This is a genomic window from Streptomyces sp. S.PB5 (assembly GCF_030403745.1).
GTDB lineage: Bacteria > Actinomycetota > Actinomycetes > Streptomycetales > Streptomycetaceae > Streptomyces.
The window spans coordinates 480957-503082 of sequence record NZ_JAQMWP010000001.1 but is presented as its reverse complement, the minus strand read 5'-3'; the positions used below and the strand labels follow the sequence as shown (position 1 = coordinate 503082).

The 22126-nt window shown below is 70.8% G+C and carries 21 protein-coding genes; 14 read left to right on the top strand and 7 right to left on the bottom strand.

What is annotated here, in order from left to right; genetic code table 11:
* A complete protein-coding gene (locus PH203_RS02255; protein ID WP_289915433.1) occupies positions 1-585 on the top strand; it encodes a hypothetical protein in 585 nt (194 codons plus the stop codon).
* 25 nt (positions 586-610) lie between these two features.
* Here the strand turns inward: PH203_RS02255 and PH203_RS02250 are convergent, their stop codons facing one another.
* Complete coding sequence (locus PH203_RS02250; RefSeq protein WP_289915431.1) at positions 611-895, bottom strand: hypothetical protein; 285 nt, start codon at positions 893-895, stop codon at positions 611-613.
* Positions 896-1095: 200 nt separating this feature from the next.
* On the opposite strand from PH203_RS02250, the gene PH203_RS02245 reads away from it, so the two are divergent.
* Positions 1096-1596, top strand: a complete 501-nt coding sequence (locus tag PH203_RS02245) for a DUF1269 domain-containing protein (RefSeq protein WP_289915429.1) — start codon at positions 1096-1098, stop codon at positions 1594-1596.
* 59 nt (positions 1597-1655) lie between these two features.
* Entirely contained in the window at positions 1656-3260 is a 1605-nt protein-coding gene (locus PH203_RS02240) for an alpha/beta fold hydrolase (RefSeq protein WP_289915428.1), read from the top strand.
* 18 nt (positions 3261-3278) lie between these two features.
* Here PH203_RS02240 and PH203_RS02235 read toward each other — a convergent pair whose 3' ends face one another.
* From PH203_RS02235 to PH203_RS02215, 5 genes are all read right to left on the bottom strand, one after another.
* Positions 3279-4004 carry a GAF and ANTAR domain-containing protein gene (locus tag PH203_RS02235; protein WP_289915426.1) on the bottom strand — a complete coding sequence of 242 codons (726 nt, stop codon included), beginning with the start codon at positions 4002-4004 and terminating at the stop codon, positions 3279-3281.
* Positions 4005-4085: 81 nt separating this feature from the next.
* A complete protein-coding gene (locus PH203_RS02230; RefSeq protein ID WP_289915424.1) occupies positions 4086-4949 on the bottom strand; it encodes a GAF domain-containing protein in 864 nt (287 codons plus the stop codon).
* Between the two features lie 9 nt (positions 4950-4958).
* The gene (locus PH203_RS02225; protein WP_289915423.1) at positions 4959-6845 is read right to left on the bottom strand and encodes a CheR family methyltransferase; all 1887 of its coding nucleotides are present in this window, start codon (positions 6843-6845) and stop codon (positions 4959-4961) included.
* 17 nt (positions 6846-6862) lie between these two features.
* On the bottom strand, positions 6863-7456 hold the full coding sequence (locus PH203_RS02220; protein WP_289915422.1) for a chemotaxis protein CheB: 594 nt from the start codon (positions 7454-7456) through the stop codon (positions 6863-6865).
* Positions 7457-8144: 688 nt separating this feature from the next.
* Positions 8145-9494 (bottom strand): DUF2252 domain-containing protein, encoded by a 1350-nt coding sequence (locus PH203_RS02215; RefSeq protein ID WP_289915421.1) that lies wholly within the window; start codon positions 9492-9494, stop codon positions 8145-8147.
* 440 nt (positions 9495-9934) lie between these two features.
* On the opposite strand from PH203_RS02215, the gene PH203_RS02210 reads away from it, so the two are divergent.
* Complete coding sequence (locus tag PH203_RS02210) at positions 9935-11122, top strand: winged helix DNA-binding domain-containing protein (RefSeq protein ID WP_289915420.1); 1188 nt, start codon at positions 9935-9937, stop codon at positions 11120-11122.
* A 255-nt stretch (positions 11123-11377) separates the two neighbouring features.
* Here PH203_RS02210 and PH203_RS02205 read toward each other — a convergent pair whose 3' ends face one another.
* Entirely contained in the window at positions 11378-11686 is a 309-nt protein-coding gene (locus tag PH203_RS02205) for a hypothetical protein (RefSeq protein WP_289915418.1), read from the bottom strand.
* Positions 11687-11902: 216 nt separating this feature from the next.
* Here PH203_RS02205 and PH203_RS02200 point away from each other — a divergent pair, with 216 nt between their 5' ends.
* From PH203_RS02200 to PH203_RS02150, 10 genes are all read left to right on the top strand, one after another.
* Positions 11903-12262, top strand: a complete 360-nt coding sequence (locus PH203_RS02200) for an arsenate reductase family protein (RefSeq protein WP_289915417.1) — start codon at positions 11903-11905, stop codon at positions 12260-12262.
* A 58-nt stretch (positions 12263-12320) separates the two neighbouring features.
* Positions 12321-13121 (top strand): hypothetical protein, encoded by an 801-nt coding sequence (locus PH203_RS02195; protein WP_289915416.1) that lies wholly within the window; start codon positions 12321-12323, stop codon positions 13119-13121.
* Between the two features lie 96 nt (positions 13122-13217).
* The gene (locus tag PH203_RS02190; protein ID WP_289915415.1) at positions 13218-13916 is read left to right on the top strand and encodes a hypothetical protein; all 699 of its coding nucleotides are present in this window, start codon (positions 13218-13220) and stop codon (positions 13914-13916) included.
* A 404-nt stretch (positions 13917-14320) separates the two neighbouring features.
* Positions 14321-15349: a glutamine synthetase gene (gene glnII, locus PH203_RS02185; RefSeq protein WP_289915414.1), complete on the top strand. Its 1029-nt coding sequence runs from the start codon at positions 14321-14323 to the stop codon at positions 15347-15349.
* Positions 15350-15432: 83 nt separating this feature from the next.
* The gene (locus PH203_RS02180) at positions 15433-16356 is read left to right on the top strand and encodes a hypothetical protein (protein WP_289915413.1); all 924 of its coding nucleotides are present in this window, start codon (positions 15433-15435) and stop codon (positions 16354-16356) included.
* Positions 16357-16655: 299 nt separating this feature from the next.
* Positions 16656-17231 (top strand): winged helix-turn-helix domain-containing protein, encoded by a 576-nt coding sequence (locus PH203_RS02170; protein WP_289915410.1) that lies wholly within the window; start codon positions 16656-16658, stop codon positions 17229-17231.
* A 103-nt stretch (positions 17232-17334) separates the two neighbouring features.
* Positions 17335-18372, top strand: a complete 1038-nt coding sequence (locus tag PH203_RS02165; protein WP_289915409.1) for an SDR family oxidoreductase — start codon at positions 17335-17337, stop codon at positions 18370-18372.
* A gap of 53 nt (positions 18373-18425) precedes the next feature.
* On the top strand, positions 18426-19709 hold the full coding sequence (locus PH203_RS02160; RefSeq protein WP_289915408.1) for a sensor histidine kinase: 1284 nt from the start codon (positions 18426-18428) through the stop codon (positions 19707-19709).
* Positions 19694-20347: a response regulator transcription factor gene (locus PH203_RS02155; protein ID WP_289915407.1), complete on the top strand. Its 654-nt coding sequence runs from the start codon at positions 19694-19696 to the stop codon at positions 20345-20347. The genes PH203_RS02160 and PH203_RS02155 overlap by 16 nt, the downstream gene beginning before the upstream one ends.
* 180 nt (positions 20348-20527) lie before the next feature.
* Positions 20528-22078: a DUF1996 domain-containing protein gene (locus PH203_RS02150; protein ID WP_289915406.1), complete on the top strand. Its 1551-nt coding sequence runs from the start codon at positions 20528-20530 to the stop codon at positions 22076-22078.
* Positions 22079-22126: the final 48 nt, after the last annotated feature.

The window sequence follows — 22126 nt, the reverse complement described above, 5'->3', positions numbered from 1 at the left end:
ATGGGGCTGCTGGACATCCTGCTCGGGCGGACCAAGCCGGTCGCGCCCGATCTCGACCAGCTCTTCGGGCTGCCGTCGGCGGCCGTGACCCTGGAGGCCGCCTCGGGGTTCACCCCGACCGGCAGCGGGGCGGTGTGTTTCGCGACGGTCGAGGGGGCGGCGTTCGAGCAGACGCACCGCGAGGTGCAGGCGCTGCTCGACGCGGATGCCGACCGCGACGGACCGCCCGTGCGGCTGCAGCGCGACGAGTACGGCTACTCCTGGCTGGTCTCCGAGCGCTCCCCCGACGAGCTGCACCTTCTCGTGAACGACCTGCACGCCGTGAACGCCTCGATGGAGGTCAACGGCTTCGGCCCGCAGCTGCTGTGCTCGCTGGCGGGCTTCCGGGACGGCGAGGGCCGTACGCTCGCGCTGGTCTATCTCTACAAGCGCGGTACGTGGTTCCCGTTCGCGCCGCTGCCCGGTGCGGGGCAGCGGCGCGACAACGCGCTGGAACTGCAGGTCAAGGCGGCGCTCGGGAACGATCTGCGGGTCGAGCAGGACCTGAGCCGCTGGTTCCCGGTGTGGGGCGCCCCCGGGCTGTGACCGGGGGCGGCCCGGGGGGCGAGGGTCACTTGCCCCGCTTCTCGCGCTCCTGACGGCGGGCCTCGAAGGGGCGCTCGCGGCGGTAGCGCCGGTCCCACTTGGCCTGCTTGTCGCGGCGGTCCCGGTACGTGCGGTAGTCGCCGGGCATGACCCCGGACGAGGAACCGCCCCTGGACGACGAGGTCGAGGACGCGCCCCGCCCGTACTGCAGGTACAGGAAGAGGACGGCCGCGGCGGCGAGCCAGTAGACGCTGTTTCCGAATCCTAGGACGACCAGGACCGCGGCCCCGGCCATGACGATGGTGCCCATCACGGGCCTCCGTGTGCGTGGGTGGGTGAGCAGCAGAGTAGCCCCGGTTCCGGAGAGTGACGCCGGTCCTGCGGCAAGCGGTAAGGAGCAGCTCCGCAATGCTTGTCCAGCGTAGGGAGACGGTCACTCGGTGTGCATCTCCTTTTCCCGCGGCCTAGAGTCGACGAAGAGAACCATTCCCTACATAAGGGGCAATTCGGATGAGTGATCTCTTCGTCGTCGCCTACGACGACCTCGCCACCGCGAACCAGGTCCGCGACAAGGTCGTCGAGCTGTCGAAGCAGCATCTCGTCGAGCTGGAGGACATCGTGGTCGTCGAGCGCCGCGACGACGGCAGGATCAAGCTGCACCAGGCCGTCAACCACACCGCCGTCGGGGCGGCCGGCGGAGCGCTGTGGGGCGGGGTGATCGGGCTGCTGTTCCTCGCCCCGCTGCTCGGGGCGGCGGTGGGCGCGGCGGCCGGTGCGGCCGGGGGCGCGGTCACCGACACGGGCATCAACGACAACTTCATGAAGGAGCTGAGCCAGAATCTGCGTCCGGGCGCCGCGGCCCTCTTCGTCCTGGTCAAGCAGGCCGCCCAGGACAAGGTGATCCCTCAACTCACGCCGTTCGGCGGCCAGTTGGTGCAGACCTCGCTCAGCCAGGCCGACGAGGACCATCTGCGCGAGGCGATCAAGGCGGCGCAGAAGTCGGCTGCCTGAGCCGAGCCGGCATGATCGAACGCGGGCGTGATCGCATGAGGGCATGATCGTATGAGGGCATGCTCTCCAACTTCACGTTCGATCACGGCGCGGAACGGCTCAGCGGGGTGTACGGCGGCGGTGGCTCGGGGCGAGCCACCGCCGTTCTGCTGCACGGGGCCGGCAACGGCAGCAAGGAGCGGCTGGTGCCCCTCCTGGAGGAGTTCACGGACCGCGGCTGCGCCGCGCTCGCCCTCGACTTCTCCGGACACGGCGAATCCACCGGCGAGCTGCGGGAGTTGAGCCTGAGACGCCGGTTCGAGCAGGCCGTCGCGGTGATCGACGCCCGGGTGCCCGCCGAGGGGCCGCTGATCCTGGTGGGGTTCAGCATGAGCGGACAGACGGTGGCGGATCTCGCCGGACACTACGGGGAGCGGGTGGCGGCGATCGGGCTGTGCGCGCCCGCGGTGTACGCCGCACAGGCGTGGGACGTGCCGTTCGGGGACGGGGACGGACTGTTCAGCGAGATCATCCGTACGCCGGACAGCTGGTGCGAGGCGCCCGCACTCGGGGTGCTGCGGGGGTACGAGGGGCGGGCGGTGCTCGCGGTCCCGGGGAACGACACGGTCATTCCGCCGGAGGTGACCGAGGCGGTCCAGGACGCGCTGGCCGCACGTTCCCAGTACACCCGGTTCGAACTCCCCGACGCCGACCACTTCCTGGGCCTGTGGCTGCGCGATCACGCGGGCGCCCGGCGGGAGTTCGTCGACCTGCTGCTGACCGAGGGCTGGACGGCGACCCGCACCTGGGTGGCCAAGCAGCTGCCCGAGGGCCGTACGGTCGCCACCACGCGTTTCCTGTCGGGCGGTTGGAGTGCGCAGATGCGCGGACTCACCCTCGACGACGGCACGGAACTGGTCCTGCGGTCCTTCGTGAAACCGTTCTTCCGCCGCCACGCGCCCGGCCTCCTGAACCGCGAGGCGGCCGTCCTCGCTCTGCTGGCCGACGAGGACGGCATCCCGGCCGCCGAACCGATCGCCGTGGACGCCACCGCCGAACACGCCGACCATCCGAGCCTGTTGATGTCCCGGCTGCCGGGCCGGGTGCGGGTCGACGAGGAGGACCTCGTACGGCGACTGGACCTGCTGGCGGCACAACTCGTGCGGATCCACGAGGTCGTACCGCGCGAGCGGCCGCGCACCTATCAGGCGTGGACGTCCCCGGAGCAGGTGCGTGCGCCGCACGGGGCGCTGTGGGAGCGGGCCGTGGAGGTCATCCGGCGCGATCCGCCGTCGTACGAAGGGGTCTTTCTGCACCGGGACTTCCATCCCGGGAACGTGCTCTTCACGGACGACCTGCGGATCGGTGGGGTCGTGGACTGGGTCGAGACCTCCTGGGGGCCGGCCGATCTGGATGTCGCCCACTGCTCCACCGCGCTGGCGCTGCTGCACGGGCCGGAGCACGGGCTCGGCTTCCGGGACCGTTACGAGGCGCAGGGCGGCCGTCGGCTCGCGGACGGGCCCGAGCACTTGTACTGGCGGCTTCTCGACTCCCTCGCCTATGCACCGGACGCGGCGAAACTGGCGGGGCCGTGGCAGGAGTTGGGGCGCACCGATCTGACGCCCGAGGTGCTGGGCGGGCGGTTGGAGGCCTATGTGGGCGGGTTGCTGGAGCGGTACGCCTGAGGGATGGGCGCGGGCGGCTCAGCGGGTGGGGCGCAGGTCCAGTTGCCTGCGTACGACCTCGCCCGCCACCTCCGGCAGGCGGCGGCGCTGGGAGCGGGCATGGGTGCGGAGGATGTCGAAGGCCTCGTCGACCGTGACGGAGAGCCGGGCGGCGAGCATGCCCTTGGCCTGTTCGATGATGATGCGGCTGGTCAGGGCCTGGCCCAGCTGGTCGGCCAGGGCCCGGCTCTCGCGCAGGGCGCGGTCGCGCTCCAGGGCCCAGCCGGCGGCGTCCGTGAGGCACTGGGCGAGGTCCAGGAGGGCGGGGTCGAGGGGGGTGCGGCCGCGACCGAGCAGCACCAGGGCACCCTGGGTCTCCGCGCCGACGTGAAGAGGAAGCGCGGCGGCCCGTCCGTAGCCCAGGGACAGGGCGCGGGAGGTGTAGCGAGGCCAGTCGCGGCGGGTCGCCTCGGCGTCGAGCGCGGTGTCCGGAAGCGGGCGGCCGGTGCGGCGGACCTGCGGCCCCGGGCCCTCGCCCCACTCGACGGCGTCCTGCGCCAACCGGATCAACTCCTCCCCGGTTCCCGCGAATTCGACCGGCGCCCGCTCGTCGGGCGCGTACAGCACGATCGCGGCAACGTTGCCGAGCAGCCCGCTGCCGTGCTCCGCGAGCACCGCGAGCAGCCGGTCGGGTTCGGTGACCTCGCAGGCCGCCAGGTCGACGAAGGCCTGCGCGAGTTGCTGCTGCGACACCGGCATGCTCATGAGCTTCGCTTCCCCTCTCGGACGTCGGCCACGGGCCCCCGTCCGTAATCTCCCCTGTCCGCCCCCGGCCGCTCCCCCGCCTCAGCCAAGTCGCAGCTCACCACTGATGATGCGCGTCGCCACGAAGCCCGCGGAGGTGTTCTCCGTGAACGCCCGCGCCTTGATCAGCTCCAGCGCGTCGTGCACCCCGCACTCCAGCTGGACCGCGACCATACCGGCCGCCTGGTGGACCGCCAGCCGCAGATCGGTGGCGCCGTACAGGCCGGGATCGGCGTCCCGGCTGAGGATCATGGTGCGGGTGAGCGCCTCGGCGATCCGGATGAAGGCGGTCGAACCGATGACTCCGGGACCGGGGTCGAAGACGGCGAGGGCGCCCACACAGATGTCCGACATGGAGAGCGGTACGGCGGCCACCTCCAGGATGCCGAGTTCCAGGACGGCCGGGCCGTAGCCGGGCCAGCGCTCGGCCAGGGACCGGCCGGACGCCGAGACGGGGCGGTTCCCGCGTGTGGCGTCCCGGGCCGGGCCCTCGCCGAGCAGGAACTCCAACTCCTGGGCGGCCCGCGACGGTTCGTCGGACGCGGCCAGGGCGAGGTCGTCGAAGGTCGCGCCGACCAGGGTGAGGGCGGCACTGCTGGTGCCGCAGGCCTCCGCGACCCCGCTCATGAACAGGGGTTCGGGGACGTCGCCTCCCACCGCCCAGTCCGCCAGGCGGGCCAGGTACTCGTCCTGGAGCCGGGCCGCGGTCCGGTGGCAGTCGGCACTCGACCGGTGCAGCGCGGCGATCCGCACATGCATGTTCCTGAGTGGCTCGGAGACGGCCTGACCCGCCAGGAGCTCGTGCCGCTCGGCGTTGGCGGTCTCGTGTGCGAAGCGTGCGCGCGCCGCAGCGGCCCTTCGCTCGGCGGAGGCCGGATGTTCCAGGGGCCCATCTCCCTTGGCCATACCGGAATCCTACGCCCCGCCTGCTTGGGCGGAGGTGTCTGTCCGGCCTTCTTCCATGAGCAGCACGACCCCGCCGTGGTGCCCGTCGAAGGGGCTGCACTGCACCATGCAGGTGATGGTCCGGCCCAGCCGGTTCACGGCCGTCACCGGCTCCGGGGTGCCGCGCCCGCCGGCGTCGAGGCAGCGCTGCACGGTGTCCCGCAGTTTCTCGGTGGGCAGTCCGAAGTCCAGGTCGAAGAAGTCCTGGTCGACGACTTCCTCGGGGCGCAGACCCCACAGGTCGGCGGCGCCCCGGTTCCAGCTCTTGACCTTCAGGTTCTGGTCGAGGACGACGACTCCGGCGGCGATGGAGGTCAGGACCGCCTCCAGGAAGGTGCGGGCCTCGTCGAGCTCCTCGGAGCGCAGCCGCATCTCCTCGTTCATGGTCTCCAGTTCCTCGTTGCCGGACTGGAGTTCCTCGTTGGTGGTCTCCAACTCCTCGTTGGTGGACTGGAGTTCCTCGTTGGTGGTCTCCAGTTCCTCGATGCTCGACTGGAGTTCCTCGTTGGTGGTCTCCAACTCCTCGTTGGTGGACTGGAGTTCCTCGTAGGCCGTCTCCAGGTCCTCGCGCACCCGCTTGATCTCGGCCTTGAGCTGGGTGGCGACCGTGACGTCGTTGAAGGTGATGGTCGTGGCGGCGGCCAGTCCGTCGGGGCCGGCCAGCGGCTGGACCAGGATGTCGAAGTACTGCACGTCCTCGCCGGCCCGGCGTTCGGCGCCGTTGACGCGCAGCGTGCGCCGTTCATGACGGGCCTGCTCGATCATGGAGCGCAGTTCCACCGGGCGATAGGAGATCTCCAGATCCTGGAAGGGGCGCCCGATGTCGTTCGGGGTGAGGCCGAAATGCGCACGGGCATGGCTGTTGACGTGCACGACGACACCGTCCGCGTCGACCGCCACGGTGGCGCTGGGCGCGGCGTCGAGGATGAGGTCACGCATCTGCCGGTGACGGGCCACCGAGTGCAGTTCACCGCTCGCACCGGCCCGGGCCTTCATCACCGGGGCGGGCTGGTACGGCGACGCGGAACTGCCCGGGCGGCGCCGGAACACCCGTTGCCGCATGCTCATCACATCGAACCGCTCGGAGTCGTTGAGCAGCATCTCCGCCTTGCCGAGGAAGAGGAAGCCGCCCTCGCGGAGCGCGAAGTGGAAGCGGTCGACGATCTGGTTCTGCGCCTCGACGTTGAAGTACATCAGCGTGTTGCGGCACAGCAGCAGGTCCAGGCGGGAGATCGGGGCGTCGCGGGTGATGTCGTGGCGGCCGAAGATGACCCGGCGGCGCAGATCGGGGCGGAAGCCGAAGCGGACGCCGTTCGGCTCGAAGTACTTCTCGCGCAGTTCGGGGTCGAACGCGGCGAGGGCCTTGGCCGGATACAGCCCCGAGCGGGCCTCGCGCAGGGCCTCGTCGTCGACGTCGGTGCCGTAGATCTTGACGCGTTCCAGGGTCTCGTCCAGGCCCAGCGCCTCGGCGAACATGATCGCCAGGGAGTAGGCCTCCTCGCCGCTGGAGCAGCCCGCGCTCCACACCCGGATCTCCTCGTCGGTACCGCTCTGGGCGAGCAGTTCCGGGAGCACCTCGCGCTGCAGGAAGGTCCAGGCCTCGGGGTCGCGGAAGAAGGAGGTGACGTTGATCAGGATGGTGTTGAACAGGGCGTTGAACTCACCCGCGTTGGTCTCCAGCCGGTCGCGGTAGTCGGCGTACGACTCCACCTCCGCGTCGGCCATGCGTTTGCGGATACGGCGGCCCAGGGAGGACCGCTTGTACCCGGTGAAGTCGAAGCCGCGGGCATCCCTCAGGAAGCCGAGGAGTTCTTCCAGTTCCTCGTCGGTCTCCGTGTCCGCCGGTCCCTCGCCCATACCTGCCACCACTGCCGTTACTGCCTCTTGGTCTCGACGAGTCCGCGGATCACCGCGGCGATCTCCTCCAGAGGTAGCACGAAGTCAACCTTGCCCGTACCCACCGCCGCCTCCGGCATGCCCTTGAATTCGGCCGTCGCCGGGTCCTGCACGATCACGGTGCCGCCACGTTGCTTGACCGCGTCCACGCCCATCGCTCCGTCCCTCCCGGTCCCGGTGAGCACACAGGCGATGGCCCGTGGCCCGTACGCTCCGGCGACGGACTCGAAGAGCAGGTCGGCGGAGGGCCGCACGAAGTGCACGAGTTCGGTGTCGGTGAGGGCGAGACGGCCACCGGGAGCGACCAGCAGATGCCGGTTGGGCGGGGCGATGTAGACGGTGCCGGCGACGGCCTGCTCATGCTCCTCGGCAAGCTTCACCCGCAACGGCGTACGGCGCCCCAGCACCTCGGCGATGACCGTGCGGTGCCGGGGATCGAGATGCTGCACGACGAGCACGGGCACCGGAAGCCCGTCCCCCAGGTCACCGAGCACCGTGACCAGCCCGGTGATACCACCGGCGGAGGCGGCTACGGCGACGACATCGAAGTGGTCGTCCGCGGTGTGCTCCACGGGGTCAGCGTATGCCTTGGGCGGGAGGGGGTGGGGTGGGGGGACGGGGGCTTGTCCGGGGTTTGGTCGGGGCTTGTCCGGGGTTTGGTCGGGGGGAGCAAGGCGTGGGCGAGAGGCCCGCGGCGGGGCGGTCGGGGGTGGCGACGGGGACTTGGGCGGGGCGGGGTGCCCGTCGGGTGGGTGTGCGTTGTCCGGGGGCGAGTGGTTGCCCGGGGTGAGGGCTGGGGCGGGGTGGGTGCGCAGCCCGGCGTGACGGGGTGCCGCCTGCGCCCACCCGTGCCGCCTAGGCGGCACGAATGCCCGCAGGCTAGGTGGGGTGCGTGGCGCAGGCTGGGTGGGATGGGTGGGCGCAGGCTGGGTGGGGTGGGTGGCGCAGGCTGGGTGGGGTGGGTGGCGCAGGCTAGGTGGGGTGGGTGGGCGGAGGTGGGCCTGGCCGGGGGCGGGTGACGGATGTCTGGTCGGAGTTCAGGGGTCGCTCGCACCACGTCGGCAGCGATCGCGGCGCGGCTGGCAGGGGCGGTCACGGACGGATCAGCGGCGTTCGCGGCGCAGCCGACGGGGGCGACGGGGGCGAGCAGGCCAGCCTGAGTCTCGGCCTGGGCCGGGGGCGATGAGGGGGTGGTGGGGAGTGCATCGTGGCCCCCTCCGTACCGGGCGATCAGGGGTGCGTCGGGGCCGGGAAGGGTGGTCAGAGGTCAGGGGATGCTCTGAGTACGCCGGCGGCGATCGCGGCGTTGAGGGTGGCGTGGTCCTTGGTGGTCTGGGTGGCGTAGGTGTGGGCGAAGTCGGCGATCGCCCGGTCGAAGGTGTCGGCGGCGCCGAGATAGGCCGCGATGGCGACGCGGTCGCCGGAGCGGGCATGGGCCCGGGCGAGGGCGGTGCCGCAGAGGCGGGCGTAGGCGGTGAGGCCGGCGGGGGTCATGCCGGCGACGTCGGCGGAGGCCTTCATGTCGCGGAGCTGGCGCCAGTAGAAGGCACGGCCCTGGGGGCCGGTCATCCAGCCCAGGAAGATGTCGCTCGCCGCCTGGAGGAGGCGTTGGCCCGCGACCACGCGGTGGCCGGGGTGGACGTACGGGCCATGTGGCAAGTACTCCTCCAGTACGGACGTCCGCGCCTCCTTGATCTGCAGGAACAGCGGGTCGTCCGCGTCCCGGCCGGCCAGGAGCACGATGAAGCAGCGCATGCCCACGCTGCCCACCCCCACGACCTTGCGGGCGGCGTCGACGAAGCGGTAGCGGTCGAGCAGGAGGCGGCGTTCCTCGGAGAGGGTGGAGCGGTAGTCGCTGAAGATCTTGCGCAGGGCGGCCGTGTCGGGGGCGCCGGCGGGTTCGAGGAGCGGTGGGTCGTGGATGATGCGACGGCGTCCGTCGACGACCTCAGTGAGCTTGCCGAGGGCCTGGAGGCTGGTGCGGCGGCGGGCCCGGGTCAGGCTCGACTCCACACGCCTGCGGTGCCGGGCGGAGCGGACGAGGGGCAGCAGGGCGTCGGCGTCGAGGCGCTCGTACCAGACGGCGAGTTCACCGAGCCGTGCGAGCCGGCGCATGGACGTGCGGTACGCGGCCGTCGCCTCCACCGCGGCCCTGTGTGCCTTCGCCTCGGAGTGGCCGTTCTCCCGGGCGGCCACGACCACGCTCGCGGCGAGCCGTTTGACGTCCCACTCGAAGGGGCCGGGGAACGTCTCGTCGAAGTCGTTGAGGTCGAAGAGGAGGGCGCGCTCGGGTGAGGCGTACAGGCCGAAGTTCAGCAGGTGGGCGTCGCCGCACAGCTGCACGGTGAGGCCGGTGTGCGGCTGCGCCGCGAGGTCGGCGGCCATCACCGCGGCGGAACCGCGCAGGAAGGCGAAGGGTGAGGCGGTCATCCGGCCGTACCGGATCGGCAGCAACTCCGGTAGCCGGTCCCTGCCTTGACGCTCCAGCACGGCGACCGGGTCCGGGCGGTCGATGCCGGGGATCCATACGGCATGCGCGGAGCGGGCGACGCGTTTACGGGCGGCACGGCCCTGGGCGGCACGGTCGGCAGGGGTTCCTGGGGTGCTCATCCGCCGCCCTGCCTGTGCATCACGCCTCCCGGTCCGCCGCGCCACCTCCTGATCGCAGGGAAGCGTGGGACGGGGGCGGGCGCATGCCGGGTACGGCGATCGGGTGACGGGAGGACGGGAGAGCCGGGCCACGCCATGGCATCCCCTGCGGCGCGTGCCAGGCCATGCCGACGGTGCCACCCCCTGCTGCACGTGCCATCCCGTACGGTCCGTGCCACCCCTGCGGCGCGTGCCACCCCCTGCCAGCCGGTGCGCCCGCTGCCGGCCCCGTGCCCCACAAGCTCCCGACGCCTCCCCCGCCCCGCCCGACAACACCCGGCGGCACGACCACGGCCACGGCCACGGCCGCCTCCGGCTGTCGCCGGTTTCTCCGGTGCCCGCCGATTGTCAGTGCCGTCGGGGAGGATGCCCTGAGGACGGCGTGACGGGTGGAGGCCTGTATGGGTGGCGGGACGCAGCGGTACGTCGGGGTCGCTGAGCGGCGGGCCCGGCTGGGGGTGCGGCAGCTGCTGGCGGGGGCGGCCCGGGTCGCGACGCCGGAGGAGGTCGCCCGGGGGCTCGTCGCGCTGCACGGGACCGATCCGGCGAGTGTGTATCTGGCCGTGGGGGCGCGGTTGGCGGAGCCGCAGAAGACGGTGGGTGAGACCGAGCGGGCGTTGTACGACGACCGTGCGCTGGTCCGTATGCACGGCATGCGGCGGACGGTGTTCGTCTTCCCGACGGAACTGACCGCTGTCGTGCATGCCTCGACCGGACTCACCGTCGCCGCACGGGAACGGGCCGCGCTGGTCAAGGACATGGCCAAGGCCGGGGCGCCGGATGCCGGGTGGCTGGCCGAGGTCGAGGAGTCGGCGCTCGCCGCGCTCGCCCGGCGCGGACAGGCGACCGCGGCCGAACTCGCCGAGGACGAGCCCCGGTTGCGGGAGCAGTTCGTGTACGCGGCCGGGAAGAGCTACGAGGGTGTGCACACCGTCTCGACACGGCTGCTGAGGGTGCTGGGCACCGAGGGGAAGGTCGTACGGGGGCGGCCGCTCGGGTCGTGGACCTCCACGCAGTTCCGGTGGGCGCCGGCACCTCCGCATCCCGAGCTCGATGTCGCCGAGGCACAGGCGGCCCTGCTCGGGCGGTGGCTCGCGGCCTGCGGGCCGGCCACCGAGGACGACCTCAAGTGGTGGACCGGGTGGAAGGTGACCGACGTACGGCGGGCGTTGGGCGCGATCGGTGCGGAGTCGGTGCGTCTCGACGAGGGCACGGGGTGGGTCGTCGCCGGGGACGCCGGGCCGGTGGCCGGGGCCGTGGAGCCGTGGGCCGCGCTGTTGCCGGGGCTCGATCCGACGGCGATGGGGTGGCAGCACCGGGACTGGTATCTGGCGCCGGAACTACGGCCGTTGCTGTTCGACGGCAGCGGGAACGTGGGGCCGACCGTGTGGTGGGACGGGCGGGTGGTGGGAGGTTGGGCCCAGCGGGCCGACGGGGAGATCGTGTGGCGGCTGTTGGAGAAGGAGGGTGTGGGGCGCGAGGCCGAGGCGGCGATCGGGGTGGCGGCGGAGCGGTTGCGGGGGTGGCTGGGGGCGGCTCGGGTGACGCCGCGGTTCCGGACGCCGATGGAACGGGAGTTGGCGGGGTAACGGGAGTTGGCCAGGTAGCGGGAGTCGACCGGGCAGGGGTGCGGGCCGGGCGTTTCTCGCCCCCGCCGCCCCTACCCGTCGCGTCCGTCCCGTCCGTCTCATCCGTCCGCAGGGGCGCTGCCCCTGCAGTCCCGGTTCCTGAGGGCTGCCGCCCCCAGGCCCCGATCCGGCCCTTGGGAGGCCTCGCCCTCAAACGCCGAACGGGCTGAGGACGAGGACGAGGCCCGGCACCGGCACCGGAGGGGGCTCAGCCCCTCACCGGGAGTAGCGCATCAACGCCCGCACCATGTGGCACGTCGTGTCCGACGGCGGATGGACCCCGATCGTCTCCGCCGTGCTCCGTATCTTCTCGTTGCGGGCCTGGTTGGGCAGGTACACGCCCGAGTCGAGCAGGGCGATGGCGAGCCGCATCGCCTTGAGGCGGCGGTTGTGGGTGATGTACCACTCGCGAGGGCGGCCCGGCGGCAGCGGGCGCTTCTCCACGGGTGCGTACGGCAGGTCCAGCAGCACCGGGTGCTGGGCGGTCGACTGGGTGGGCAACGGCTTCAGTGCGGCAGCGGGCACAGGCATCCTCCTGTCGCGGTCAGGGCGTCCGCCGGGGACCCGGCGACACCCTCGAACACTGCTTCCAGTTTACTGCCTGCCACTGACATCCAGGGAGTCCGCAAGGGTCATCAAATGACCTGGTCAGCAGTTAATTTGACGTCCCTTCACGGTACTTCTGCGAGCTGTGGGCGAGGCGGGAAAAATTCGAACAAGCGAAGCGGTACCGTGGGCGGCATGGAGATCTGGATCAACCCGGCCTGTTCCAAGTGCCGCAGTGCGATCGGCCTGCTCGATGCCGAGGGTGCCGAGTACACCGTCCGCCGCTATCTGGAGGACGTACCGAGCGAGGACGAGATCAGGGACGTGCTCGGCCGGCTCCGGCTCGAACCGTGGGACATCACCCGCACCCAGGAAGCCGTCGCCAAGGAGCTCGGACTGAAGGAGTGGGCCCGGGACGAGGCGACGCAAGGGCGGTGGATCAAGGCGCTCGCCGAGCACCCCAAGCTCATCCAGCGGCCGATCATCACCGCGGACGACGGCACGGCGGTGATCGGGCGCACCGACGAAGCCGTACGGGATGCTCTGTCCCGTTAGGCAAGTGATTGTCCGGCGGCGGGAGTTGAGGGCGTCGGCGCTGTTACCCTCCGCCGCCATGACCTTCGGTGATCAAGGAACGCCGTACGGGGCCATGGACCCGTACACCCAGTGGGTGGTCGAGCAGGAGCGGATACGCCGGCGTCGGCGCAACCGGCGGGCGGTGGCCGCGGGGGTGGGTGTCGTGCTCGTCGCCGCCATCACCGCGGGGGGTGTGATGTACGCGGGCGGGGACGAGGGCGGGACGGCCGCCGCCTCCCCCTCCTCGACCGCGCCGGTCGTCCCGTCCGTCACGGCCTCGCTGCCCTCCGACGCCCCTTCCTCCCTCCCCTCGCTGCTCGCCCGGCCCGTGATCCGGCCGGAGCAGGCCTTTCCCGAGAAGAGCGTCCGGCTGAGCGACGGTTCCCGGTACGAGCGGGTCGATCTGGTCAGCACCGAGGACTGTTCCGAGGGCATGGCGCCCGAGCTCGCGGCGCTGATCGCGCAGGGGCAGGGGTGCGAGCGGCTGACCGCCGCGCTGTTCACCGACGCCGAGCGGCGGTCGCAGGTGACGGTGACCGTGCTGAGCTTCAAGACCGTGCAGGACGCGTCGACGGTGTTCGGGATGGCCTCGATGGACCCGGTGACCTATCAGGTGGTGTCGCTCGATCCACCGCCGTCGGCGGGGCTGCCGACGGTGCCGCCCGGGTCGGCCGGGGTGTTCCGGCGGGTGATGACCGTGCGGTCCGTGGTGTTCGCCAACGGGCAGTGGGGGGACGGATCGGAGGCCGACGAGGCCGCGATCACCGAGCAGACCGAGGATCTCCTGCGGTACGGCAACGACAACGTCGTGGCGTACGAGGATCCAAGTGCCGTGTGACGCAGGTTACTTGAGTGACTCCTGTAACCGCTGAGTAACTTCGTTCGGTATCTCGTACATAGCGGCGTACGCTCCCCTACCTCTCAGGAGGCGCGCATGTCGCGCAGGAGAACTGTCAGTACGGGCAAGAAGGTCGCGCTGTTCGTGGGTGCGGCGGCGGTGGCGGGCGGCGGGGCCTTCGTGATGGCGAGCACCTCCAATGCCTCGCAGGGTTCGCAGGCCCCGCAGACCAAGGCGGCGGACTCCGTCGTATGCCAAGGGCTCGCCACCGCTCTCGGCAACAACCAGAAGTTCATCGACGGCCAGCGGGCCGATCCGGACGCGCAGTCCGCGGCGCGGATCGCCAACCGGGAAGCGGTCATCGAGCAGATCAAGGTGCAGCAGAAGGCGTCCGGGTGCGCCGTTGGGGAGTCGGCTCAGGGCTCCCAGGCGGCACAGCCGGCGGCTCCGGCGGCACCTGCGGCACCGAGTTCGCCGGCCGCGGCCGCGGGGGGCGCCGGGAACGGGAACGGGAACGGGAACGCCGGTGGCGGTGCCGCCGCCTCCGGGCAGCAGGTCTGCAACGGGTCCACCGTCACGCTCTCCGGCGAGGGCGGGGCGCCTGCCGCCTCCAGCAACCAGTTCCCGGCGGGGACGAAGCTGAAGGTCACCAACCTGGACAACAACAAGTCCACGACGGTGGAGGTCACTTCGGTCTCCGGCAGCTGTGTGCTGCTGAACAACGCCGCCTTCGAACAGGTCCGTGAGCCGGGGAAGTTCCTCATCCGGCGGGCCGTGATCGAGAAGGTGGGGTGAGGCCGAGGGCGTAGGAAACCGCTGAGGCGGCGGCCGGGTCCGGCGCCCTCGCCATCGCCTCGTACGTGTCACAGGTCCTGCTGCTCGCGGCCACGAGCAGCAGGACCGGCACGTCCGGGCACGGAGAGCAGCGCAACCCCATCGCATACGAGTCGTCCGTAGTGGTTCTTCGTGCGGTCGTGAGCTGGGGTTTCTGCCGGCTTTTTGCGTGCGTTCGGGCACGGTGGGGGACCTCACGGCGTGAGACGGGCCACAGAAGCGCCAGGTAACACGGGGTTCACATTGGAGCAATGATCGGGAAATCGGCTGTTGACAGGCTGCCGGGCATCAAGCGCGGCGTTTCAGTGCCGCAACGCCGCAGCACCCGCGTGCGCCTAGAGACCCACCCCCGAAGGATGTGGCCCGTGACCTTCAAGGCTGAGTACATCTGGATCGACGGCACCCAGCCGACGGCCAAGCTGCGTTCGAAGACCAAGATCATGGCCGACGACGCCAAGGGTGCCGAGCTGCCGATCTGGGGCTTCGACGGGTCCTCCACCAACCAGGCCGAGGGGCACTCCTCGGACCGTGTGCTCAAGCCGGTCTTCTCCTGCCCGGACCCGATCCGCGGTGGCGACGACATCCTGGTGCTGTGTGAGGTCCTCAACATCGACTTCACCCCTCACGAGTCCAACACCCGTGCGGCGCTGACCGAGGTCGCCGAGAAGTTCGCCGCTCAGGAGCCGATCTTCGGCATCGAGCAGGAGTACACGTTCTTCAAGGACGGCTACCCGCTCGGCTTCCCCAAGGGCGGCTTCCCGGCCCCGCAGGGCGGCTACTACTGCGGCGTCGGCTCCGACGAGATCTTCGGCCGTGACGTCGTCGAGGCGCACCTGGAGAACTGCCTGAAGGCCGGTCTCGGCCTCTCCGGCATCAACGCCGAGGTCATGCCCGGCCAGTGGGAGTTCCAGGTCGGCCCGCTGTCCCCGCTCGAGGTCTCGGACCACATGTGGGTGGCCCGCTGGCTGCTCTACCGCACCGCCGAGGACTTCGGCATCGCCGCGACCCTCGACCCCAAGCCGGTCAAGGGCGACTGGAACGGCGCCGGTGCGCACACCAACTTCTCCACCAAGGCGATGCGCGAGGGCTACGACGCGATCATCACCGCGTGCGAGTCGCTCGGTGAGGGCTCCAAGCCCCTCGACCACGTCAAGAACTACGGCGCCGGCATCGACGACCGTCTGACCGGTCTGCACGAGACCGCTCCGTGGGACAAGTACTCCTACGGTGTCTCGGACCGCGGTGCCTCGGTCCGTATCCCGTGGCAGGTCGAGAAGGACGGCAAGGGTTACATCGAGGACCGCCGTCCGAACGCCAACGTCGACCCGTACGTCGTGACGCGGCTGATCGTCGACACCTGCTGCACCGCGCTGGAGAAGGCCGGCCAGGTCTGATCCCGCCCAGCTCCTGAGGGGCGTCCACCTTCGTGGTGGGCGCCCCTCGGTGCATTGTCGGTGGGGCGTGGCATGGTGGGGCCATGAAGATCGACGGGGGTTCGCTCGACATCAAGGTCGAGACGGAGAACCACGAGACGCACCGGCGCATTTCCGCCGAGCGGCTGCGGGAGCTGGTGCACCGGATCGGGGGCAGCGGCGACCACTTCCTGATCGTGCAGCGGATACCGGACCGGCCGAAGGTGTTCATCCAGGTCGCCCATGAGCCGGGTGGGGTCTACGAGTTCCAGCACCGCACCGGTTCCGTCCCCCATATGTGGGTGACCGAGGTGACGGACCCGGACCTCGTCGCGGACGTCATGGTGCGCTGGGCGCGGCAGGAGGAGGGCTGGGACACGGGAGTCGTCTGGGAGCGCGACGAGCTGCCGACGCCCGCGCCGGTTCCCGCACCCGATCCCGAGGTCGCGGCGCAGGCCGAACTCCATGTGCGGGAGATGCTCGCCGACGGCTACCTCGACATCGCCGCCATCGTCCGGGAGACCGTCTACCTCGTGGAGGACCGGCTGACCCCGGCGCAGGCCGAGCAGATCGTCGAGCGCCGGTGGCTGGAGCGGGTCGAGGAGCAGCGGAGCTGGACCGGGCCGACCGATCCGGACCGGCTGGAGGGGGCGTTCGCGGCGCTGGAGCGCGCCGGGATCGTCGCCCGGGAGCACTTCACCTGCTGCCGCAGCTGCGGCACGGGGGACATCGTGAACGAGATGGAGGCCACGGAGGGCGCCCGAGGCTTCGTCTTCTTCCACTACCAGTGCACCCGCAGCGCGGCCGAGGGCCACGGCCTGACGCTCTACTACGGCGGCCTGGAGCACTCCCCTGAGGCCACCACCGCCGTCGGACGCGAGGTCGTGGCCGCACTCGACGCCGCCGGGTTGTCCACGAAGTGGGACGGCGATCCGGGCAAGGCGATCGACGTCACCCCGCTGGTCTGGCACAAACGCCTGGTGGGGTGATGCACACCACGCTCGGATTCGCGTCAAGGAAGCGTCCAAGCAGTGAGAGGAGTCTCCTGTTGCGGGGCTGTGTCTGCTTCAATGGGCGCATGGCCAGCTTCCGGAACCCCAGTGCGACAGGTCGCCATGACCTTGAGCCGTTCTGGCCGTCTCGTCAGCACCATGACTTCGACCGGGTGTGTTGCCGCGCGGTGAACGCGCAGGCCCTCTAAAGCCGGACACCCCCTCGGCCTTCGGCCAGCGCGCAGTCGACGTACGTCCACCGACGAACCTTCTCGCGCGAAAAGAGCTGACTTCTCATGGCGACCACTCGTTCCCTGCCCACCGCCGCTCTCCCCACCCCGTCCGAGAGCGGCCCACGGCATCGACTGCGGGCCGTGGGCCCCAACGACGTGCCCAGCGTCGTGGACTTCCTGCCGCCGGGTGCCACCTGGCTGCCCGCGCCCCAGCACACCCTGCCCACGCTGCCGGGTCAGCCGCCGATGATCGGCTACCTGGTGCTCGTCCCGGCCGACCAGCAGCCGCCGCTCCTCCCGGACCCGGCCGCGGGTCTCGCGGGCCAGGACGGTGAGGCCGACGGCGACCCGCTCGTCCGCATCGACACCGTCCAGCGCACCGCCGAGGTGAACGGCACCGAACTCGACCTCACCTACCTGGAGTTCGAGCTGCTGGCCCACCTCGTCGCACACCCGCACCGGGTGCACACCCGCGACCAGCTGGTCACCACGGTCTGGGGCTACGGCCACGTGGGCGACGGCCGTACCGTCGACGTCCACATCGCCCGTCTGCGCCGCAAGCTGGGCGCCGAGAACCGGCAGGCCATCCAGACGATCCGCCGGGTGGGCTACAAGTACGCTCCCCCGGCCGGGCGTTGACCTCACGCTGGCCTCGCGCTGACGGCGCCTGTCGTCCGCCGCATCGTCTGCTGACGGCAGATATCCGTACCGTGCGGCCGCCTCGGCGTGCAGAGTCTGTGCCATGAGACTTCTGGTGCTGGGTGGTACGGAGTTCGTGGGACGGGCCGTCGTCGAGGCGGCGCTCGGGCGCGGCTGGGACGTGACCGTCTTCCATCGCGGACGGCACGCACCCGTGACGGGGGTGCGGTCGTTGCACGGCGACCGCACCGCGCCCGACGGACTCACCGCCCTCGAAGAGGCCGCGAACGGGGCCGAGGGCACGTGGGACGCCGTCGTCGACACATGGTCCGCCGCGCCCTCCGTCGTACGGGACTCGGCGCGACTGCTGCGGGGTCACGCCGGACGGTACGTGTATGTGTCGAGCTGCTCGGTGTACGCCTGGGCCCCGCCGGTCGGCTACACCGAGGACGCTCCCCTGGTGGCGGGCGCCTCCGCCGACGCCGGGCAGACCGACTACGCCCGGGACAAGCTGGGCGGCGAGCTGGCCGCGACCGGGTCCTTCGGCGCGGACCGCTCGCTGCTCGTCCGGTCGGGGCTGATCCTGGGGCCGTACGAGAACATCGGGCGGCTGCCGTGGTGGCTGAACCGGATCGCCCGGGGCGGTCCGGTGCTCGCGCCCGGGCCACGGGAGCTGCCGCTGCAGTACGTCGATGTCCGCGATCTCGCCGAGTGGGTCCTCGATGCCGTGGAAGGGGAGTTGAGCGGTCCCTACAACCTGATGAGCGAGCCAGGACACACCACCATGGGCGGCCTTCTCGACGCCTGTTCGCAGGTGACCGGAGGCGCCGCCGAGCTGCGGTGGACCGACCCGGAGGTGATCCTGGGCGCGGGCATCGAGCCGTGGACGCAGCTGCCGGTGTGGGTGCCGCCGGACAGCGAGCTGCATGCCGCGCTGCACGGGGGCGATGTGTCGCGGGCCATCGGGGCGGGGCTGCGCTGCCGGGCCGTCGAGGAGACCGTGGGCGACACCTGGAGCTGGCTCCAGCGCATCGGCGGGATCGCGCCGCAGCGGCCCGACCGGCCCGTGGTGGGGCTGGACCCGGAGGTGGAGGCGAAGCTGCTGGGCGGCGACGGGGGTGTACCCAGCACCACCCCCTGACCCGGTGTCCAGGCCCCGTGCCCCCGTCCCGGCCCTCGGCCAGACTTGCTGCCATGGACATCGACACGCGGAACGGCAGCGGCGACAGCGGTCGCGCAAGGGCAAAAGGCATCGGGCGGGCGGCACTTCGGGGGCTCGGGCTGGCGCTGATCGCGCTGCCGGGGGCCGTGCTCTGTTTCACGCTCTCCCTGGTGTCCATCGCGCTGATCCCGATCGGGGTCGGCATCTTCACCACGCCGTACGTACTGACGGGGGTACGGGCGTTCGCGAACTGGCGGCGGGTGCTCGCGGCGGAGTGGGGCGGGGTGCGGATTCCGGCGGCGTACCGGCCGGTGCCGGAGGAGCCTGGTGGATTCGACCCGTGGACGCGTACCTTCTCGATGCTGCGCGATCCGGCGACCTGGCGGGACCTGCGGTGGCTGCCGGTCGACATGACGGCGGGCTTCGTGACCGCTCTGCTGCCGGCGGTGCTCGTGATCTACCCCCTGGAGGGGTTCGCCCTGGCGGCGGGGCTGTGGCGGGTGTTCCCGGACGGGTACTGGTACGGGTTCGTCCCGGTCACCGGGCAGGGCACGGCGTTCCTCGCCGCCGGTCTCGGGCTCGTCATCCTCTTTTTCGGTCACTTCTTCGCGCCCCGGGCGCTCCAGGCGCACTTCCGGCTCACCAAGACCGTCCTCGGCGCCAATCAGGGTGAACTCGCCGAGCGGGTACGGGTGCTGACCGAGACCCGGCGGGACGCCGTGGACTCCTCCGCCGCCGAGCTGCGGCGCATCGAGCGGGATCTGCACGACGGGGCGCAGGCCCGGCTGGTCGCGATGGGCATGGACCTCGGCACCATCGAGATACTGCTCGACAAGGACCCGGAGAAGGCGAGGGAGTTGCTCGCGCAGGCCCGCAGGTCCTCCGTCGACGCGCTCGCCGAACTCCGCGACCTGGTGCGCGGGATCCATCCGCCGGTGCTGGCCGAGCGCGGACTCGGGGACGCGGTACGGGCGTTGGCGCTGCGGCTGCCGCTGCCCTCGGAGGTGACGGTGGAGCTGGACGGGCGGGCGGACGCTCCGGTGGAGTCGGCGGCGTACTTCGCGATCAGCGAGGTGCTCACCAACGCGGTGAAGCACTCGGGTGCCGACCGGCTCTGGGTCGATCTGCATCACGCCGAGGGGATGCTGCGGATCACCGTCACCGACGACGGCAGGGGCGGCGCGGTGATCGGGGCGGGCTCGGGGCTGGCCGGTGTCGAGCGGCGACTGGGTACATTCGACGGCGTCCTGGCCGTCAGCAGCCCCGCGGGCGGTCCCACCATGGTGACCATGGAGATCCCTTGCGTGTTGTCCTAGCCGAGGACCTGTTCCTGCTGCGTGACGGACTGGTCCGGCTGCTGGAAGCCCACGACTTCGAGATCGCCGCCGCCGTCGAGTCCGGCCCCGAGCTCGCCCGTGCGCTGGCCGAGCTGGAGCCGGACGTCGCCGTGGTCGACGTACGTCTGCCGCCCACGCACACCGACGAGGGGCTGCAGTGCGCGCTCGACGCCCGGCGGGCGCGGCCCGGACTGCCGGTGCTGGTGCTGTCGCAGCACGTGGAGCAGCTGTACGCGCGGGAGTTGCTGGCGGACGGGACCGGCGGGGTGGGGTATCTGCTGAAAGACCGGGTGTTCGACGCGGCGCAGTTCGTGGACGCGGTGCACCGGGTGGCGGCGGGCGGTACGGCGATGGATCCGCAGGTGATCCAGCAGCTGCTGACCCGGCGGGCGGCGGCCGATCAGCCCCTCGGGCGGCTGACCCCGCGCGAACTGGAGGTGCTGGAGCTGATGGCGCAGGGAAGGTCCAACGCGGCGATCGCGGGACAGCTGGTGGTCACAGAACGGGCCATTGCCAAGCACACCTCCAACATCTTCACCAAACTGGACCTTGAAGTGTCGGACGACGACAATCGACGCGTTCTGGCGGTCCTCGCCTATCTGGACCAGGGCCGGTGAACAGGTGCTGATTTTCTGTAACCTCCGCTGTTCAGGCGGCTGTTGAGGCCTGACGGCCGAGTAATCCTCTGATTTGTTTGTGAGACGGCTGAACACCCCTGGGGTCACGCCCGTATGGAACGACGCCGCTTCACTCCTGTCGGGCGCCTCGAAGCCCCGCAAGGAAGTCAGAGGAGTTCCATGGGACGCAACATTCGAAAGCGCCGTACGTCGATGACCACCAAGGTCGTCGCGGGATCGGCAGCCCTAGCGCTCGGTGGGGGCGGGCTTGTCTGGGCGAACTTCTATGCCTCGGCGCATGAGTCGGGGTCGGGACAGAACCAGGTGAAGGCCGCCGGGGCGCAGATCGCCACGATCCAGTGCCCGGACGTCGGCCAGAAGCTGACGAACATCCCGAACGGCGCCCGGTCCGGCGTGAGTACGGAGCTGGCGAACCTGGACAAGCAGATCACCGAGGCCTACGCCCGGCTCGCCTCCACCCGTCAGGCGCAGGCGAACGACCCGGGGTTCGTGCAGAACGCGATCCTCGGCCCGCTCAAGGAGAAGCGGGGCGCGGCGCTGGACCGGATCCGGATCAACATCCAGCGGGCCGGCGGTGCCAACACCGACCTCCGTCAGCTCGCCGCGTGCACCGGGGTCCCCGCCCAGCAGCCGCAGCCCAACGCCGGCCAGACCGGTGGCCAGCAGGGCGGTGGCCAGCAGCAAGGGGGCGGTCAGCAGCAGGGCGGTGGCCAGCAGCAGGGCGGCGGTCAGCAGAACGGCGGCCAGCAGGGCGGTCAGCAGAACGGCCAGGGCGGCAACGGCCCGACGGCCGCCGACTTCGTGGACATCACGAAGGTCCAGCCCAACGCCCAGCTGGGGGTCGGCGCGAACGGTCTGCCGGCCAACGGCCAGTCGGGTTCGCGAGGCACCTTCACCACCAAGTGCGGCACCAACGGCAACGACAACCACAACACGGACAACGTGATCGTGGCGCCCGGTGTCTCCAACGGTGCCCACCACCTGCACGACTACGTCGGCAACCAGAGCAACGACGCCTTCGCGAGCGACCAGGAACTGGCGGCGGCACAGACCACCTGCCAGAACCAGGGCGACAAGTCGTCGTACTTCTGGCCGGTGCTGCGTCTGCAGGACGGTACGCAGGACTTCGACCAGAACGCGGCCGGCGGTGGCACCGAGGGCAACTCGGGCAAGATCCTCCAGCCCGCGCAGGCCCAGCTGAAGTTCGTCGGCAACAAGAAGGGCAATGTCGTCGCGATGCCGACGGCCCTGCGCATCATCACCGGTGACGCCAAGGCCTTCGTCAACGGCAACGCCAACGCGAACGTCAACTGGAGCTGCACCGGCTTCGAGAACAAGGTGCAGCTGAAGGACAAGTACCCGATCTGCCCGCAGGGCAGCCAGGTGGTCCGTACGACCAACTTCCAGAGCTGCTGGGACGGTCAGAACATCGACAGCGCCAACCACCGTACGCACGTGGCGTTCGTCCAGGCGGACGGCACCTGCGCCAACGGTTTCAAGGCGATCCCGCAGCTCCAGGTCCGGCTGGTCTACAACGTTCCGGCCCCGACCATCCAGAACGGGCAGGTCGTGAAGCCGTACGCGGTGGACACCTTCCCGGAGAACCTGCACAAGCCGATCACCGACCACAACGACTTCATCAACTTCTTCTCGAAGAGGACGATGAACAAGATGGTCAACTGCATCAACACCGGCCAGCGGTGCCAGTGAGCTAGAGCATGAGAGAGCCGGCGGTGGGATTCCCACCGCCGGCTCTCT

Bases quoted from the DNA above. Each gene is read 5' to 3' on its own strand.
- PH203_RS02255 (WP_289915433.1), top strand. From the start codon at position 1: ATGGGGCTGCTGGACATCCTGCTCGGGCGGACCAAGCCGGTCGCGCCC.
- PH203_RS02250 (WP_289915431.1), bottom strand. From the start codon at position 895: ATGGGCACCATCGTCATGGCCGGGGCCGCGGTCCTGGTCGTCCTAGGA.
- PH203_RS02245 (WP_289915429.1), top strand. From the start codon at position 1,096: ATGAGTGATCTCTTCGTCGTCGCCTACGACGACCTCGCCACCGCGAAC.
- PH203_RS02240 (WP_289915428.1), top strand. From the start codon at position 1,656: ATGCTCTCCAACTTCACGTTCGATCACGGCGCGGAACGGCTCAGCGGG.
- PH203_RS02235 (WP_289915426.1), bottom strand. From the start codon at position 4,004: ATGAGCATGCCGGTGTCGCAGCAGCAACTCGCGCAGGCCTTCGTCGAC.
- PH203_RS02230 (WP_289915424.1), bottom strand. From the start codon at position 4,949: ATGGCCAAGGGAGATGGGCCCCTGGAACATCCGGCCTCCGCCGAGCGA.
- PH203_RS02225 (WP_289915423.1), bottom strand. From the start codon at position 6,845: ATGGGCGAGGGACCGGCGGACACGGAGACCGACGAGGAACTGGAAGAA.
- PH203_RS02215 (WP_289915421.1), bottom strand. From the start codon at position 9,494: ATGAGCACCCCAGGAACCCCTGCCGACCGTGCCGCCCAGGGCCGTGCC.
- PH203_RS02210 (WP_289915420.1), top strand. From the start codon at position 9,935: ATGGGTGGCGGGACGCAGCGGTACGTCGGGGTCGCTGAGCGGCGGGCC.
- PH203_RS02200 (WP_289915417.1), top strand. From the start codon at position 11,903: ATGGAGATCTGGATCAACCCGGCCTGTTCCAAGTGCCGCAGTGCGATC.
- PH203_RS02195 (WP_289915416.1), top strand. From the start codon at position 12,321: ATGACCTTCGGTGATCAAGGAACGCCGTACGGGGCCATGGACCCGTAC.
- PH203_RS02190 (WP_289915415.1), top strand. From the start codon at position 13,218: ATGTCGCGCAGGAGAACTGTCAGTACGGGCAAGAAGGTCGCGCTGTTC.
- PH203_RS02180 (WP_289915413.1), top strand. From the start codon at position 15,433: ATGAAGATCGACGGGGGTTCGCTCGACATCAAGGTCGAGACGGAGAAC.
- PH203_RS02170 (WP_289915410.1), top strand. From the start codon at position 16,656: ATGGCGACCACTCGTTCCCTGCCCACCGCCGCTCTCCCCACCCCGTCC.
- PH203_RS02165 (WP_289915409.1), top strand. From the start codon at position 17,335: ATGAGACTTCTGGTGCTGGGTGGTACGGAGTTCGTGGGACGGGCCGTC.
- PH203_RS02160 (WP_289915408.1), top strand. From the start codon at position 18,426: ATGGACATCGACACGCGGAACGGCAGCGGCGACAGCGGTCGCGCAAGG.
- PH203_RS02150 (WP_289915406.1), top strand. From the start codon at position 20,528: ATGGGACGCAACATTCGAAAGCGCCGTACGTCGATGACCACCAAGGTC.